At 60.4% G+C, this 16,238-nt stretch carries 13 protein-coding genes; 11 read left to right on the plus strand and 2 right to left on the minus strand.

What is annotated here, in order from left to right; translation table 11 throughout:
- Nucleotides 1-253: 253 nt before the first annotated feature.
- A complete protein-coding gene (gene glmS, locus C9427_RS05910) occupies nucleotides 254-2,077 on the plus strand; it encodes a glutamine--fructose-6-phosphate transaminase (isomerizing) (protein WP_107648220.1) in 1,824 nt (607 codons plus the stop codon).
- 394 nt (nucleotides 2,078-2,471) lie between these two features.
- On the opposite strand, the gene C9427_RS34030 is transcribed toward glmS, so the two are convergent.
- Nucleotides 2,472-2,735, minus strand: coding sequence for a hypothetical protein (locus C9427_RS34030; protein WP_006329192.1), 264 nt, complete (start codon nucleotides 2,733-2,735; stop codon nucleotides 2,472-2,474).
- 332 nt (nucleotides 2,736-3,067) lie between these two features.
- Nucleotides 3,068-4,231, minus strand: coding sequence for a porin (locus tag C9427_RS05925; RefSeq protein ID WP_167434263.1), 1,164 nt, complete (start codon nucleotides 4,229-4,231; stop codon nucleotides 3,068-3,070).
- Between the two features lie 1,346 nt (nucleotides 4,232-5,577).
- Between C9427_RS05925 and hemN the strand changes: the two genes are divergently transcribed.
- From hemN to trbJ, 10 genes are all read left to right on the plus strand, one after another.
- On the plus strand, nucleotides 5,578-6,903 hold the full coding sequence (gene hemN, locus C9427_RS05930; protein WP_010914012.1) for an oxygen-independent coproporphyrinogen III oxidase: 1,326 nt from the start codon (nucleotides 5,578-5,580) through the stop codon (nucleotides 6,901-6,903).
- Between the two features lie 592 nt (nucleotides 6,904-7,495).
- Nucleotides 7,496-7,894, plus strand: a complete 399-nt coding sequence (locus tag C9427_RS34035; protein ID WP_167434262.1) for a hypothetical protein — start codon at nucleotides 7,496-7,498, stop codon at nucleotides 7,892-7,894.
- On the plus strand, nucleotides 7,885-8,274 hold the full coding sequence (locus C9427_RS05940) for a hypothetical protein (RefSeq protein WP_167434265.1): 390 nt from the start codon (nucleotides 7,885-7,887) through the stop codon (nucleotides 8,272-8,274). Before C9427_RS34035 ends, C9427_RS05940 begins: the two co-directional genes overlap by 10 nt.
- Nucleotides 8,275-8,939: 665 nt before the next feature.
- Entirely contained in the window at nucleotides 8,940-10,970 is a 2,031-nt protein-coding gene (locus C9427_RS05950) for a conjugal transfer protein TraG (protein ID WP_107648224.1), read from the plus strand.
- A gap of 118 nt (nucleotides 10,971-11,088) precedes the next feature.
- Complete coding sequence (locus tag C9427_RS05955; RefSeq protein ID WP_006329210.1) at nucleotides 11,089-11,502, plus strand: hypothetical protein; 414 nt, start codon at nucleotides 11,089-11,091, stop codon at nucleotides 11,500-11,502.
- Nucleotides 11,499-12,467, plus strand: coding sequence for a P-type conjugative transfer ATPase TrbB (gene trbB, locus C9427_RS05960; protein ID WP_107648225.1), 969 nt, complete (start codon nucleotides 11,499-11,501; stop codon nucleotides 12,465-12,467). Before C9427_RS05955 ends, trbB begins: the two co-directional genes overlap by 4 nt.
- Nucleotides 12,468-12,478: 11 nt before the next feature.
- Entirely contained in the window at nucleotides 12,479-12,787 is a 309-nt protein-coding gene (locus C9427_RS05965) for a TrbC/VirB2 family type IV secretion system protein (RefSeq protein WP_107648226.1), read from the plus strand.
- Nucleotides 12,787-13,059 carry a VirB3 family type IV secretion system protein gene (locus tag C9427_RS05970; RefSeq protein WP_006329217.1) on the plus strand — a complete coding sequence of 91 codons (273 nt, stop codon included), beginning with the start codon at nucleotides 12,787-12,789 and terminating at the stop codon, nucleotides 13,057-13,059. Before C9427_RS05965 ends, C9427_RS05970 begins: the two co-directional genes overlap by 1 nt.
- Nucleotides 13,053-15,503 (plus strand): conjugal transfer protein TrbE, encoded by a 2,451-nt coding sequence (trbE, locus tag C9427_RS05975; protein ID WP_107648237.1) that lies wholly within the window; start codon nucleotides 13,053-13,055, stop codon nucleotides 15,501-15,503. Before C9427_RS05970 ends, trbE begins: the two co-directional genes overlap by 7 nt.
- A complete protein-coding gene (gene trbJ / locus C9427_RS05980; RefSeq protein ID WP_065004902.1) occupies nucleotides 15,500-16,225 on the plus strand; it encodes a P-type conjugative transfer protein TrbJ in 726 nt (241 codons plus the stop codon). Before trbE ends, trbJ begins: the two co-directional genes overlap by 4 nt.
- Nucleotides 16,226-16,238 lie beyond the last annotated feature (13 nt).

The raw sequence follows: 16,238 nt of genomic DNA on the forward strand, positions 1-16,238 counted from the left end.
TGCATGCTATTAACGCAGGTGAGGGCGCCGGCCATGATATGCGCAGCCCGTTGAAGGCGGAAGCGTGCGCCCCGGTTCACATCACCCGCATTGGACTGAGGTTTAGTTCATCCATGGCGTGGATGATGGCTATCCCAACAATCAATTTTACCGAACTTACTGGATTCCATTAGAAGACTCTAACTGAGCGCATGCCGGGCGGCGTCCCTCGTCTGCGTCGGCTAAGGCTGCCGGGAAGAATTCGGAGAAGAACATGTGCGGAATTGTTGGCATCGTTGGGCAACAGCCGGTGTCGGAACGCCTGGTCGACGCATTGAAGCGTCTGGAATACCGCGGCTATGATTCGGCCGGCATTGCGACGATCACCGAGGGCACCTTGCACCGCCGGCGCGCGGAGGGCAAGCTCGTCAATCTCGAGAGGAGACTCAAGGAAGAGCCGCTGGGTGGTACCATCGGCATCGCCCACACCCGCTGGGCAACCCATGGGCCACCGACGGAACGCAATGCACACCCGCACTTCACGGATGGTGTGGCCGTCGTCCATAACGGCATCATCGAGAATTTCGCCGAACTGAAGGACGAATTGGCGGCGACGGGAGCCGAGTTCCAGACCGACACCGACACTGAGGTCCTTGCGCATCTCTTGGCAAGGCACCGCCGGGAGGGCATGAGGCGTGGTGAGGCGGTCCATGCCATGCTGAAAAGCGTCAGGGGTGCCTACGCGCTTGCCATCCTCTTTGAGGATGATCCGTCGACCATCATTGCGGCGCGCAATGGACCACCGCTGGCGATCGGTCACGGCGACGGCGAGATGTTCCTGGGCTCCGACGCGATCGCGCTTGCTCCATTCACGAATGAAATCACCTATCTCATTGACGGTGACTGGGCCGTTGTCGGCAGGACGGGCGCTGATATCTTTGATTACGACGGCCACCCCGTCGCGCGTCCGCGCCAGACCTCCGTGGCCGTGGCCACTCTGGCCAACAAGGGCAGCCATCGCCACTTCATGGAGAAGGAAATCCTCGAGCAGCCCGAGGTCATCGCCGATGCGCTCGGTCATTATATCAATTTCATCGAAAATGGTGCCGAGGCGGTTTTTGGCATCGACTTCGCCAAGATCCCGAGCTTGGCGATCTCTGCCTGCGGCACCGCATATCTCGCCGGGCTGATCGGAAAATACTGGTTCGAGCGCTATGCGCGCCTGCCGGTCGAAATAGATGTTGCATCCGAATTCCGCTATCGCGAGATTCCGTTGTCGCCGCAGTCTGCGGCTCTGTTCATTTCACAGTCGGGCGAAACCGCCGATACGCTGGCATCGCTGAGGTACTGCAAGCAGCTTGGGCTGAAAATTGGCGCTGTCGTCAATGCGCGCGAATCGACCATCGCTCGGGAGGCCGATGTGGTCTTCCCGATCCTTGCCGGCCCAGAGATCGGCGTCGCCTCCACCAAGGCCTTCACCTGCCAGCTAGCCGCTCTTGCCGCACTCGCCATCCACGCAGCCAAGGCCCGCGGAACCGTGACCGAAGATGAGGTGCAGGCGCTCGTCGAGAGCCTCGCCGAAATGCCGCGCCTCATGAGGCAGGTACTGGACAGCATCCAGCCGGAGATTGAGCTTCTGTCGCGCGAACTGTCAAAGTGTCATCATGTCCTTTATCTCGGCCGTGGCACAAATTTCCCACTGGCGATGGAGGGTGCGCTGAAGCTCAAGGAGATTTCCTACATCCACGCCGAAGGCTATGCGGCGGGTGAATTGAAGCACGGTCCTATCGCATTGATAGACGAGAACATGCCAGTGATCGTCATCGCGCCACATGACCGCTTTTTCGACAAGACCCTCTCCAACATGCAGGAAGTGGCCGCCCGCGGAGGGCGCATAATCCTCATCACCGATGGAAAAGGGGCAGCCGCATCGAAACTCGATACGATGCACACGATCGTGCTGCCGGCCACCGACGAGATTATCGCGCCGATGATCTTCTCGCTGCCGATACAGCTTCTTGCGTACCACACGGCGCTCTTCATGGGCACAGATCTCGACCAGCCACGCAACCTGGCAAAATCAGTCACCGTCGAATGATGTGACGCCTTCATTAGTCGCAACGCTCGCCCATTCGGAAAAACTCCAAGCACTTCAACCGGCGCTCAAGCGCGCCGCTACCGCCTTGCCGTTATTTGCTGGAGCATCCCGTTTAGCGACGATTGGTTATCCCTTTGGCCTCCCCTCACGCTGCTTGGCTGTGCCTACGGGCAAACCCGGTCGAGAAAAGCATCGAATACGCAGCAATAGCGCTAACCACAAAGCGATCCTCCTGCCGCATGCGGATAAAACCCTTCGCTGTCCACTATTTCGTCCTCGCTCGATGATTGCGGCTCGCCGCGGTCTTCGTCGGTGAGACGGTTGCCCTTTGACTTGCCAGGCGGCCAGCTGCGATGTGCGGGCTGTAGGAATCCCGTGTAACCTCGTTCTGGATCTAACGCTCACCGATAGGCCCGGCCAGTCGCAAGAGGACCGGGCGATGATCGGACACTTCCAGGAACCGCTCGATGGTTCGGTCGAGCGCGAGGATCATGAAATCGTGGCCGCACGGCACGAGATTGGGCGAGATAAAGACATGGTCGATCAGCGACTTGAAGGGCGCCTTGACGCAGGTGATTTGCTTGTCCGAAGCATCCTGCGCGGCGAGCGCGGTCAGGCCGGCGGCGGTCAGCGCGGTCTCTGGAAGCCAAGGTTGCATTGAGTCGCCGCCGATTCAGTCGTTATCGAAGCTGGGATACTGGGCGAGTTCGGCGATTGCTTCGGCGATCACGCGCCCACCCATCTGCCGGCGGCCTCCACCGTGTCGCCGGACTGCGCCGCACGCGTCAGCGCAAGCGCCGGGACCGCCAGCAAACCTGCTGCAACGCTTTACCAGGGGTCACATCCCGGCAAGCGGGGCATCGGCCGCGCCCTAATCGCAGCTGTATCCGATTGCAAACGTGTCAGGGCTTATCTGCCGCAGGCGTGGCAGGTCCCCCGCATAATCGTCATTCGCCGCCTGAGGCCACCGAGATGAAGCTCTTCCTCCCGTTAGAATGAACGTTCGAAACGGAGGATGCCGCCGACACTGCTCTTTTTGTTGGCATTAGCCCAGCTAATGGAAGGGTCGACCTTGCCGACGGCGGAGTCGCCGTAGCGGTCATAGTCGAGTTCGGCTGTAATTGTGAAATCTGCAAGAAACGCATAGGCAACGTTTGCAGCGACACCATAGTTCCTGAGCTGATCACCCGAGAGCTGAAGATTCAACGAAGTTGTCTCATTGAGCTTGTAAGTGGCGCCGGCCCAGAAAGCCCAGTTACCGCCCCAACTTTTGTAGAACCCGCGACCATGAGCGTCGATTGCGTTAGTGACGTCATCGTTGAGCTTGCCGCTGGAGCCGTAGCCGAACATTCCGAATAGCGAGAGTTGGTCGGTAACATCGACGTCGATGCGGACCTTGCCGGCGACCGATTCGTAGTTGCTATCATAAGCGACAACGCCGGTGATCGCGCCCCAGTGTTGTGTGTATTTCACTCCGCCGACTAGGTGCGGAACGTAGCTGTCGATGGTGCCGACCAGGCCCGAGCCTTCTTCGAGTGAAACCACAGCCGAAAAGCCGTTACCGGCGTCAAAGTAGTACTGAACCACATTAGTATCGAAGGCGCCGTACGGGATAAGCATCTGATTGAGCACGTCGCCCGCGTAGCCAATAAACATGTCGAAGGCGGACCAGTCCTTACCAACTCGGAGGCCACCAAGCTGAACCCAGGCGAAAGTCAACTTGATGCCTTGGCTGAAGGCATAGTATCGAGGACTGTCCGAACCGGAATAGGCGGTGTTACTGCCGTAGTTCATGCCGGTCTCGATGTAGGTCTGTAATGTACCGAGTTCGGTCTCTTGCCCGGTCCAAGTTTTGAATGTGAAGCGCGTGTGGTTTTGCCATATCCCCTGGGCCTCGCCAGTCTTCACATCCGTGGTTCTAGCTTGGTCATACGATACGACATCGCCGAGGCCGATGTCGTAACGGACATAGCCGCCGATGCGCAGGCAGGTCTCGGTGCCGGGGATGTAGTAGTAACCAGCGCCGTAAACGTCGCAGATCTTGACGTATTCAACGGGCTCAGGCTCGGCCAGGACGATGGCGTCGGCGGCTCGGGCACAGGAAACGGCGATCAGGGCCGCAGCTGAGCCGAGCAGGAGGCTCCTGATGTTCATTCTTGATCTCCGTTCAAATATTGAAGAAGGGGACGTCAACGAACGAGCCAGCCCTTCCTGTCCCCACAATCGAAAACGATGCACATCGCGCTGCGCCTATCGCAGTGTGACACACGGATCATAATAATTATTCAACAACAGGGGCGATGAAGCTGAATCATACTTCAACACCATAAGTTGTTGTTCTAGTACCACTTGCTTGAAATGCCTGTGGAGGAATCAAATACTTCCGAGTCGATTGCCATGATTATCTCCGATAGCTGCGGGCGTACCGTCACAACGGCTTCGAAAATCACCCCGCAAGTGACGTGCCAACCGCACGACCAAGCTATGATTGACACTCAAGTTTGCCGTCGGACCTTGGTTTGCGTTTCCTTTTTTGCTCTTAGGGTCAAGCTGAGCACGAAAAGCAAATGTTTCGGACATGGTTCGTCTGTTCGCTTCGCGACAGTATCGTTCAATGGCGATAGCTTTTGTTTGTTTTGAGCCTCGACATTGTTGACATCATGCGAGTGCACCGCTCGGTACGTCAGCCGAGATGCCCCACTGATGCCGGCATGCCTAGGCGTAAGCGTCCTCGTTAGGGCGAAGGGCCACACCTCGGCGGTGGCGAGGTGCACCAGCTTTCCAGCTAGTCCGGACAAAGTGGTTCCGAAAGGCGGGAAGGTCGAGACGAGCCGTTGTAAGCCCCTCTCTGAATCGGAAGCCGTGCATGGGCCATTTTTGTTTTTACGGAAGCACATGCGAATTCGCTCGATTGTCAGTTGCGAGCGACGCTTGAGTTGCGCTTCACTCCGGCGCTTTGCCGGGCCACAGGAGCGCGATTTGTCGGTGATCATGCGCCTGGCGTAGCGCTACTTTCTAAATTGGTTCATCAGGCTTGCAGCCTTGACAGGGGCGGACCTGGACGGGCTCCTCGAGCACAATTCCCGCTCTGACAGACGGTGCGCCACAGCCAAAGCCTCGTGCCGGCAATTAATACGACGAACTCATCGAGATGCCAGGTATCGCTACGTGACGCCGTCTTACGCACCAGCCGGCGAGCAAAAGTCTGGTCCCAACGCCGAATCGACTGGTCGGATGGGGCATGCTGCGTTCCATCGGACGCTGAAGGGAGGGGATAGGATAGGATAGTAGCACCAAACGGTGTGCGGGAAAGTCTCGACGGGAAACCCATGGCGCTTGTCGCTGACCAGCGCGTGCTCATACCATCGCTGTCCAGCCAAGGCTGAATGGGGCTATCGCTGCCAAATAATCGGGCCCAAAGCGGACCGGACTGATATAGCGCAAAGACACAGGAGAGCGCAGTGGTAAGGATGGAAGGCAACAACATGGGACGGTAACTGTTGCAGACCACAAAACATCGCGAAGCCCGCCTGCCTTGGTACACCATCTATCCGACTGTCGCGGAGTTCTCTGGGGCGGTCGGCGCCGACGCTTATGAGGAATGGCTCAGGAACCTACCGGCTAACGATCCGGCGTCACTCTACTTGCACGTTCCGTTCTGCCGATCAAAGTGCTGGTATTGCGGCTTCCCCACCACCATCACCCGCCATGATGCGCCGATCGTTAATTATCTGGCGGCGCTGCGTGACGAGATACGTTTGGTCTCGGAGCACGCGCCGCAGGCGCTGCCCGTGAGCGATGTGCATTTCGGCGGCGGAACGCCAACTCTCATGGGGCCAGTTGAGTTCCTCGCCCTGACGGAATTCCTGCGCCGCCACTTTGCGCTTGCGGAAACAGCTACGATCGCCGTCGAGATCGATCCACGCACGTTCACGGCCGATATGGCCGAAGCCTTGCAAGCAGCCGGCGTGAACCGCGCGAGCCTCGGCGTGCAGAGCTTCGATCCCATTGTTCAAAAAGCGATCAACCGGGTCCAGAGTGAGGCGCAGACGGCGGCTGCCGTCGAAATGCTGCGTCGGCATGGAGTGACAAGCATCAACTTCGACCTCATCTTTGGTCTCCCGCATCAAACGGTGCAGTCTTGCGTCGAGACCACGAGGGCGGCGGTCGCCATGCGCCCCAACCGGCTTGCGGTGTTCGGCTACTCGCACATTCCGTCCTTTATTAAGAATCAGCGCCTCATCGAGGAGGCATCGCTTCCGGGCAGCGCTGCCCGCGCCGAACAGGATGCGGCCATTGCCGTGACGCTCATTGCCGCCGGCTACCGAGAGATCGGGCTCGACCATTTCGCCTTGCCGGACGACGATCTCGCGCTGGCACAGAAAACCGGTCGCCTGCGGCGCAACTCGCTGGGCTACTCGGCCGACACCTGCAAAACCCTGATCGGTTTCGGCGCGTCGGCTATCGGGCGTGTCGGCGAGGGCTACGTCCAGAACGAGGTTACACGGGATTCCTACTGCCGGCACATCGCAGCTGGCCGTCTGGCGACGTCAAAGGGCTACCGTCTCACCGACGAAGACCGCGCGCGAGCCGCAATCATCGAGCGACTAATGTGCGATCTCGAGGCCGATGTGCCGGCAATCTGTGCCGCCCACGGATCTGATCCGATCCATTTTCTCGATTCTGCTGAACGCTTGGCGATGCTTGCCAAGGACGGGATTGTGGACATCGAAAAGGGTTTTGTCCGCGTACGGCGGCAGCATCGCTTTGCGATGCGCGTTGTCGCTGCCGCATTCGACGCTTTTCTCGACCGGGTTGCCCGCTGAGTCAGCCAACCAAGTGTGAGGAGGCCAAGGCGACGCCGAAGCGAAATTTGACGCCCATGCGGTTTCCTTTCTTCGAGGTCAGGTTCACAGCCTTCGCCGGCGTAGCAGGCCTCAAGCGGCTTCCCGCCCTCGAAGAAAGCCACGGTGTCGCCATCGATCGCGATCCGCTCGAATTGGTGCGATAGCCGATCTCGTAGTAGGCGCGTACTCATCTGCGCTCTGGTCGCCGCTCTCCGCCTTATAAGCCATGACTGGATCGAGCGTTCCATCGTCAGGAAGGGATAGACCAACTGCCAATCCCGGACCCAAATTCGACAAGGCGCGCTGCTTGATCTGGTCGTCGTAAAATGTAGATCGGCTGGACCGCGGGATCGTGGCTATATGCGTGATCTTTCTCAGCTGCTTGATCGTGGATCTTGCCGCTCCCGCCGACGGCCACGATGTGGAAGGGCTTGCCCTCCACGGCGATCTCGCCGTTCCTGGTGAACGATCGCGCCGACACGATATAGGGCTTGAGGGTCGGTCACGACGATGTTGTCCCCTGCCGCGGCGATGCACGGCCGTGCCCGTCCATCGAATAGAGGTCGTGAGCTTGAGCGAGTTGGCGATCTTGCCAGCCACGAAGCTTGGCGTTCTGGTGACGCTCAACAAGGCGACCGCAGCAATGGAACGTGCTGCCAGAGAAGCCGAATCCGTTGAGGCGGGCGGCAAGCTGCGGCCGCGCGTGCAAATCTGTAGGGTCAGGGAACTATTGAAGGGCAGAAAGCCCACGCTTCCATCTGTCTATGACATTATCTCTGCCGCTGCCGCCCGGCAGGTGGCCGCCGCGGTTGCCAACGCGACAGGAAATACGGGACCCGCCGTCCTTCAAATATTCCATCGCCGGCAGCGGACAGAAAGCCACGAACGATCAGTCGCCGACACCTGTGAACAAGCCGTGTGCGACATTGCAATCATCCATTTATTGGCTCAACTGCCCACATGGCCGTGAATGAACTGGATCTGTTGGTTTTCCAGATGGCAGTGGAAAGCGTCCGCTCACTCTGCTTGAGCTTCAATGACAAAGCGGCGGAGATAGCCGCGAGGAGCCGCGGAAACCTGCTTTTCGATGTGCGGATCGATGATGACGCCGAGGTCCAACGGCTCGCAGCCATCCGATATCGAGGCGGGCAGATTGGTGTGCTGGCGTTGGACAGACAAGGCCTTATTAGCCGCTACTGCGTCGTCGACGGTACCTTCTCCCGCTTCATTGCACCGTTGGAGAATTGGACCAGCATGCCGGTGTCAATGCAGGCCAAAATCGATGTCACTCACTATGCCGGCCTCTTCCTAGGCGCGTTGCGAAATGCCGGTCATATGCTTGGCAACTAGCGCGGGCGGAACGCATCTGTGGATCTTTGCATCCGCCTGGGCGTTTGAGCCGGCGGCTCATCGAGGTTCTGCAGCGCGCGGATGTGCCAGGGCCGGGGTGATAGCCGCCTCTGCCCAACAGATCGCCGGCGAGGGCTTGTCGGACAATGAATGTCGTCAATTCACCGTCCGAGAAATGGTGTCTGGCTCACAAGAAGCACAGCGAATTGAGACTGAAACGCAGTCCAGCTGGGAAACCCAGCGCGAAGGCCGGAAGGTAACTTATCTGCGATAGAGGCAACGGGAAGGCGCCTTCCACTTACAAGGCAGCGCCCAATATGTCGGTACTCGCCTGAGGAATTCCCATGGCGGGCAGGGCTACCTCGCGATCCGATCTCGATAGGCTTGTTGTACCTCAGACCGGACTCGATGTTCAGAATTTCCTCAGCGGCTTGCCCGCACGCCACCGCCAGCTCGCCGACCACGTGCTCACGATAGGCACGACCGATATGAGTCCCCTCCGACTTAGCAGTCCTCGGGAATGCGCGAATATTGATACACCTCGAAGGAGAGCAACGGCGCGCCAAACAGCCTCTCATCGCACCAAGTCGTACATAGGGCGCATTCCTGTTCCGGCCGTCCCGGGCGATGCTCGATCCATCTCTCCAGAACAGCGGAGCAAGCCAGTGACGCCCACGAAGCTTCTGATTGGGCAGATCGCCATTGTGTTCGCCATCGTTCTCCTCGGCGTGTGGGCTGCCACGCAATGGTGCGCTCATATGCTAGCCTTTCAGGAACAACTCGGCGCGCCATGGTTTGTCGCGGCTGGCTGGCCGATCTACGAGCCGTGGAAACTGTTGGAATGGTGGTTCCAATTCGATGCCTATGCGCCCGAGGTATTCGACAAGGCGGGCATGCTTGCGGGCACCAGTGGATTCATGGGCTGTGCCGCTGCGATCGCTGGTTCCCTCTGGCGCGCGCGCCAGCGCGGCTTGGTCACCACCTATGGCTCCTCTCGATGGGCGGCGACGCGGGAGATCGAGAAAGCAGGGCTGTTTCAGCCGGCAGGCGTCTTCCTCGGCAAACTGAAGGACCGGTATCTGCGTCATGACGGGCCTGAGCACGTCATGGCCTTTGCGCCGACACGTTCCGGCAAGGGCGTCGGACTGGTTGTCCCAACCCTTCTCTCCTGGTCCGGCTCGGCCGTCATTCACGACATCAAAGGCGAGAACTGGCAGCTGAGCTCCGGCTGGCGGTCGAGGTTCTCGCATTGCCTTTTGTTCAATCCGACTGATCCGCGATCGGCCCGCTACAACCCGCTGCTGGAGGTACGCAAAGGTTCGGACGAGATTCGCGATGTCCAAAACATCGCCGACATTCTAGTCGATCCGGAAGGCGCGCTGGAGCGGCGGAATCATTGGGAGAAGACCAGTCATTCACTCCTCGTCGGCGCTATCTTGCACGTGCTCTACGCCGAAGAGGAAAAGACTCTTGCCCGCGTCGCCACCTTTCTGTCGGACCCGCAACGCTCGTTTGCCGCGACTTTGCGGCGAATGATGACGACCAACCATCTCGGCTCGGCCAATAAGCCTCAGGTCCATCCCGTCGTGGCCTCGGCGGCACGAGAGGTGTTGAACAAATCGGAGAACGAACGTTCAGGCGTCCTCTCGACCGCCATGTCTTTTCTCGGCCTCTACCGTGATCCGACCGTGGCGGCGGTAACATCGGACTGCGACTGGCGCATTGCCGATCTGATGGATGCGGAGTGGCCGATGTCGCTCTATCTGGTCGTGCCGCCATCGGACATCTCGCGCACCAAGCCCTTGGTGCGACTGATCCTGAACCAGATCGGCAGGCGGCTGACGGAGCGCCTCGAGGGTGACCCAAAGAAGAGCCGCAAGCATCAACTGCTCATGATGCTGGATGAGTTTCCGGCGCTCGGTCGCCTCGACTTCTTTGAGACCGCGCTCGCGTTTATGGCCGGTTACGGAATTCGTGCCTACTTGATCGCGCAATCGTTGAACCAGATCTCCAAGGCGTATGGCGACAACAACGCCATTCTGGACAACTGCCATTTGCGAATTGCCTTTTCCTCCAATGATGAGCGCACGGCCAAGCGAATCTCGGACGCGCTTGGCACGGCCACGGAACTCAGATCCATGCGCAACTATGCGGGCCACCGGCTGGCACCTTGGCTCTCGCATGTCATGGTGAGCCGTCAGGAAACCGCCCGCCCGCTGCTGACACCGGGCGAGGTGATGCAATTGCCGCCCGCGGACGAACTGGTGCTGGTTTCGGGATTGCCCCCCATCCGGGCCAAAAAGCTGCGATACTATGAGGATCACAATTTCACCGAGCGGGTGCTGCCTTCGCCGGTGTTGCGCGACGGACCCTACGCGGACTGCCCGATGTCGCGGCCGGACGATTGGACTGGGCAAGTACGCGGCGTCGACCGTCGTCTTGCGTCCGACGATGAAAGCGCTGGCGCCGCGCTTGCGGACGAGGGAGGTGTTCAGCAGCAGCGCCATCCTGGCCTACCCGAAGAACATACCGCCGTCACCCAGGAACCGGACCAGGACGATCTGTCCAGACCCGCAGACGATGATAGCGAGGCGATGGCGGACAAGCGCGTCATGGACCGGATCTCCACCGTCGCAGGTGCCTATGGCATCAACGAGGGAAGGGACGATGATAAGGATATCGTCCCCGGCTTCTGAACGCTTTCCGCAGCTCGGGCGTATCTCAGCGTAGATAACGGCCGTAAGCAATTTTGGGCATCTCGATAATGCTTGTTCCGCCGCCGGCCCGCCAGCGCCGGCCAGTTGGAACAAGCGCATGAAGCCCCACCGCATTCGTCACCAGTTTCTGCTCGAACCGGAATTGAGCGAGAAGCTGGACAACCTCAGCCGCGATCCCTCGACCACAAAATCCGCGGTCGTCGCGAAGGCCGTAGAAGCTTTCATCGAGCGGCGTGGCGAGAATGAACTCGATCGGCGCTATGGCATGAGGCTGGACCGTCTTTCCCGCGACCTCAGTCACGTCAGGCGCGATGTCGACATGACATTGGAAAGCTTGGCGCTCTTCATCCGCTTTTCGATCACGCTTCATGCCCACACGCCTGTTCCGGACAAGGCGACGCAGGCGATTGCTCAGGAGCGTTTCGACAAATTCGTCGAGCAGGTCGGTCGCCAGATCGCATCGGGGAAACGCTCGTTTGGCAAAGACAATGGCGGAGGAGGGGAAGGATGAGCACTCATCCAGAGGCCGACCACCGACGCCGCGCCATGCTGCGCACCGCCATGGGTCCGACGATCACTGAGGCGCTGGCCGATCCATTGGTCATCGAGGTGATGGTCAATCCCGATGGTGCGCTGCGGCTCGACCGGCTGGGAGAAGGCCGAATCGATACGGCCGTGCATATGCATCCTTCCGAGGCGGAACGCATCATCCGCCTGGTCGCTTCCCACGTGCGTGCCGAGGCGCATGCGGACAATCCGATTGTCAGCGCCGAATTGCCATCGGGCGAACGCTTCGAGGGACTGCTGCCGCCTGTCGTGCTGGCGCCTTGCTTTGCCATCCGCAAACCAGCCGCAAAGCTCTACACGCTGGCCAACTATGTTGCCGATCGCATCATGTTGCCGCTGCAGGCCGATGCGTTGATAAAGGCAGTCCGAGAACGGCGCAACATCCTTGTCGCCGGAGGCACGTCGTCGGGTAAGACGACGCTTGCCAATGCGCTGCTGGCCGAAGTCGCCGAATGCGACGAGCGAGTGATCCTCATCGAGGACACCCGCGAACTGCAATGCGCAGCAAAGGACTGCGTTGCCCTGAGAACCAGGCGGGGCTCGGTCACACTCGCCGATCTCGTGCGCTCGACGCTCCGGCTCCGCCCCGACCGCATCATCGTCGGTGAAGTCAGGGGCGCGGAAGCGCTGGACATGCTCAAGGCATGGAACACCGGGCACCCCGGCGGCATCGCCACGGTTCATGCCAATTCGGCGCGCTCTGCCCTCTATCGCATCGAGCAGCTTGCACAGGAAGCTGTCGTCACCGTGCCGCGCCGCCTCATCGCCGATGCCATCGATCTCATCGTCTTCATCGCGGGGCGCGGCTCGTCGCGCCACATCGATGCAATCGCTGAGGTCACAGGTCTCGACGGCAGCGGCGACTACGCCGTCACCCCACTCACGCCTCAGCAACTCCAGCAACTCTGAAAGGCCCCCTTATGCGCAAGAAGCTCCGCTTTCTTTCGTTTGCCGCGCTCGCGTTTCTTCTCACAGTTCCGGCGCACGCTGCCGGCTCCGGCATGCCTTGGGAACAGCCGCTGCAGCAGATCCTGGAATCGGTGCAGGGACCGGTCGCCAAAATCGTCGCGGTGATCATCATCATCACCACCGGCCTGACCCTTGCCTTCGGCGATACTGCAGGCGGTTTCCGCCGGCTGATTCAGATCGTCTTCGGCCTGTCGATCGCCTTCGCCGCATCGAGCTTCTTCCTCTCGTTCTTCTCCTTCGGCGGCGGGACGCTCGTCTGATGGCCGCCGGAGTGCAACATATCGAGGGCTTCGAGGTTCCCGTTCACCGGGCCTTGACTGAACCGATCCTGCTGGGCGGCGCGCCGCGGGCGGTGGCGATCCTCAACGGCACGGTGGCTGCGGCCATCGGACTAGGCTTGCAGCAATGGATTGCCGGGCTAGTGCTCTGGCTTGGCGGCCACACGCTCGCGGTCTTTGCCGCAAGGCGCGATCCCGACTTTGCCAGCGTGCTTGTCCGTCACCTTCGCCTGAGGGGATGGCTCGCATGCTGAACCTTTCGGAATATCGCGGCAAGGCCGACCGGCTTGCCGACCATCTGCCCTGGGCAGCACTGGTGGCGCCCGGCATCGTGCTCAACAAGGACGGCAGCGTTCAGCGGACTATTCGGTTTCGCGGGCCCGATCTGGAAAGCTCGACCGAAGCCGAACTCATCGGCATCTGCGCCCGGGCCAACAATGCGCTTAGACGCCTTGGCTCCGGCTGGACATTGTTTTTCGAGACCGAGCGCATCGAAGCGCTGGGCTATCCGTCCTCGCGTTTCCCGGACGCGGCGTCATGGCTGGTTGATGAAGAACGGCGTGCTGCCTTCGAAGGCAAGGTCGCGCATTTCGAGAGCCGCTATCACCTGACCTTGCTGTCCATGCCGCCACCGGACGCCCAGGCGCGGGCGGAAAGCGCGCTCGTCGACTCGCATCATTCAGAAGGCGAAAGAGACTGGCGCCAGGAGATGGCGCGGTTCCGTGACGAGACCGACCGTGTGCTGGATCTTCTGTCGGGCTTCATGCCCGAAGTGCGTCCGCTCGATGACGCCGAGACGCTGACATACCTGCACGACACGATCTCGACCCGCCGCCATCCGGTCGCCGTGCCGGAAACGCCAATGCATCTGGACGGCATCCTGGTCGATGTGCCGCTTACCGGCGGCTTGGAGCCGATGCTGGGTGAGCAACATCTTCGCACACTTACCATCCTCGGCTTTCCGAACCTCACCCGGCCCGGAATCCTCGATGCCCTCAATCATCAGGATTTCGCCTATCGCTGGATGACGCGCTTCATTCCGCTCGGCAAGACCGAGGCCACCAAGACGCTGACCCGCTTGCGCCGGCAGTGGTTTGCCAAGCGCAAATCGATCGTCGCAATCCTGCGCGAGGTTGTAAGCAACGAACCCGTTCCGCTCGTCGACAGCGACGCCGACAATAAGGCGCTCGACGCCGATGAAGCACTTCAGGCGTTGGGCGGCGATCATGTCGCCTTCGGGTATCTCACTGCAACGGTGACGGTATGGGACGAGGATCGCCAAGCCGCCGCTGAGAAACTTCGCGCGGTCGAGCGCATCATCAATGGGCTCGGGTTCACCACCATCCGCGAAAGCGTCAATGCGGTCGAAGCCTGGCTCGGCTCGCTGCCGGGTCATGTCTATGCCAACGTTCGTCAGCCGCTCGTTCACACGCTGAACCTTGCCCATCTCATGCCGCTTTCCTCGGTGTGGGCCGGTCCTGCGGCGAACGAGCATCTGGCTGAAGTCACTGGACGAGAGGCCCCGCCGCTCCTCATCGCCGAAACCAGCGGGTCGACTCCGTTCCGGCTTTCTTCCCATGTCGAAGATGTCGGCCACATGCTGATCGTTGGACCGACCGGCGCCGGAAAATCGGTTCTGCTTGCCCTGATCGCCCTGCAGTTTCGTCGCTATGCCGGCGCGCAGGTCTATGTCTTCGACAAAGGCAATTCGGCGCGCGCGGCAACGCTTGCCATGGGTGGAGAGCATCATGTCTTGGGTTCGGACGGTGCGCTTGCCTTCCAGCCACTGCGCAATATCGGTGATCAGGGCAGGCGCAGCTGGGCAGCTGAATGGATCGCCGGCCTGATTGCCCATGAGAACGTCACCCTCACGCCGGAGGTGAAGGAGGCGATCTGGTCGGCGCTCAACAGCCTCGCCACCGCGCCGGCGCGGGAGCGCACGCTGACCGGTCTGTCGGTCCTGCTTCAGTCCAATGCACTGAAGTCCGCCTTAATGCCCTACACGCTCGACGGTCCCTTCGGCCGATTGCTCGATGCCGACGACGATCGGCTGGCCTTGTCGGATGTGCAGTGCTTCGAGACCGAGGAGCTGATGCATAGCCAAAGCGCTGTGCTGCCTGTGCTCACCTACCTCTTCCATCGCCTTGAGGAGCGGTTCGACGGGCGACCGACGCTGCTCATGCTCGATGAGGCCTGGGTCTATCTCGACAATCCGCTTTTTGCTGCCCGCATCCGCGAATGGCTGAAGGTGCTGCGAAAGAAGAACGTATCGGTGATCTTCGCCACGCAGTCGCTTGCCGACATCGCCGGCTCTGCAATAGCGCCGGCGATCATCGAGAGCTGCCCACAGCGCATTTTTCTCCCCAATGATCGTGCCGTGGAACCGCAGGCACGGACTGCCTATGAGCGCTTCGGTCTCAACGACCGGCAGATTGAACTGATCGCCCGGGCCACGCCGAAGCGGCACTACTATTTGCAGTCGCGCTGCGGCAACCGTCTCTTCGAGCTCGGGCTCGGCCCCATCGCGCTTGCACTTTGCGGCGCCTCGGGTCCAGCCGCGCAAAGCCTGATCGACAGGGTCCTGTCCGAGCACGGGCAGGACAGCTTTGTCTTTCGCTTCCTCGGCGCCCGCGGCCTCGATTGGGCGGCCGAGCTTCTCCAGCAATTCCCTCAACCAACCAAGGAGCAATCGTCATGATGCGGCGCCGCTTTCTCTCGGGCCTGATCACCCTTTCGTTGATCGCCAAGCCGATGGCCGACTACGTGCAGCCGGCCTACGCGCTCATCGTGTTCGATCCGTCGAACTACGCACAGAACGTGCTCACGGCGGCGCGCTCTCTGGAGCAGATCAACAACCAGATCCAGTCGCTCCAGAACCAGGCGACCGTGCTGCAGAACATGGCACGCAATCTTCAGAGTCTGGATTTTTCTTCCGTGGGTCAGCTTACCGGCTCGCTCCAACGGATCGACGGTCTGATGGACCAGGCAAGTGGCCTGAGCTTTGATCTCAACAAGCTTCAGGACCAGTGGCGTAATCAATATCCGGAAAGCTACGACGCCACGATCAAGGTCAGCGATGTAGCGAGCGCCGCACGTGACCGCTGGCAAAGCGCAATGCAGGCATTCCGTCAGACCATGGGTGTTCAGTCGCAGATCGTCGAGAATGTTCGCGGTGATGGCGACCTGCTTGCCGATCTCGTCAACCGCAGCCAAGGCGCGGCCGGTGCGCTTCAGGCAAGTCAGGCCACTAACCAGCTCCTTGCGCTTTCGACCAAGCAGCAGATGCAGATCCAAACGCTGCTCGCAACGCAGTTCCGCGCTGAGGCCGAGGATGCGGCGCGCAAGGCGCAGTCCGAGGAGGCCGCGCGCGAGACGACAAAGCGCTTCCTCGGCACAGGCACGGCCTATCCCGGCAACTGATCACCAATCTCTT

The organism is Mesorhizobium helmanticense (assembly GCF_003034915.1).
Taxonomy (GTDB): Bacteria; Pseudomonadota; Alphaproteobacteria; order Rhizobiales; family Rhizobiaceae; genus Mesorhizobium; species Mesorhizobium helmanticense.

Bases quoted from the DNA above. Each gene is read 5' to 3' on its own strand.
- glmS (WP_107648220.1), top strand. From the start codon at position 254: ATGTGCGGAATTGTTGGCATCGTTGGGCAACAGCCGGTGTCGGAACGC.
- C9427_RS34030 (WP_006329192.1), bottom strand. From the start codon at position 2,735: ATGCAACCTTGGCTTCCAGAGACCGCGCTGACCGCCGCCGGCCTGACC.
- C9427_RS05925 (WP_167434263.1), bottom strand. From the start codon at position 4,231: ATGAACATCAGGAGCCTCCTGCTCGGCTCAGCTGCGGCCCTGATCGCC.
- C9427_RS05940 (WP_167434265.1), top strand. From the start codon at position 7,885: ATGGCCGTGAATGAACTGGATCTGTTGGTTTTCCAGATGGCAGTGGAA.
- C9427_RS05955 (WP_006329210.1), top strand. From the start codon at position 11,089: ATGAAGCCCCACCGCATTCGTCACCAGTTTCTGCTCGAACCGGAATTG.
- trbB (WP_107648225.1), top strand. From the start codon at position 11,499: ATGAGCACTCATCCAGAGGCCGACCACCGACGCCGCGCCATGCTGCGC.
- C9427_RS05965 (WP_107648226.1), top strand. From the start codon at position 12,479: ATGCGCAAGAAGCTCCGCTTTCTTTCGTTTGCCGCGCTCGCGTTTCTT.
- C9427_RS05970 (WP_006329217.1), top strand. From the start codon at position 12,787: ATGGCCGCCGGAGTGCAACATATCGAGGGCTTCGAGGTTCCCGTTCAC.
- trbE (WP_107648237.1), top strand. From the start codon at position 13,053: ATGCTGAACCTTTCGGAATATCGCGGCAAGGCCGACCGGCTTGCCGAC.
- trbJ (WP_065004902.1), top strand. From the start codon at position 15,500: ATGATGCGGCGCCGCTTTCTCTCGGGCCTGATCACCCTTTCGTTGATC.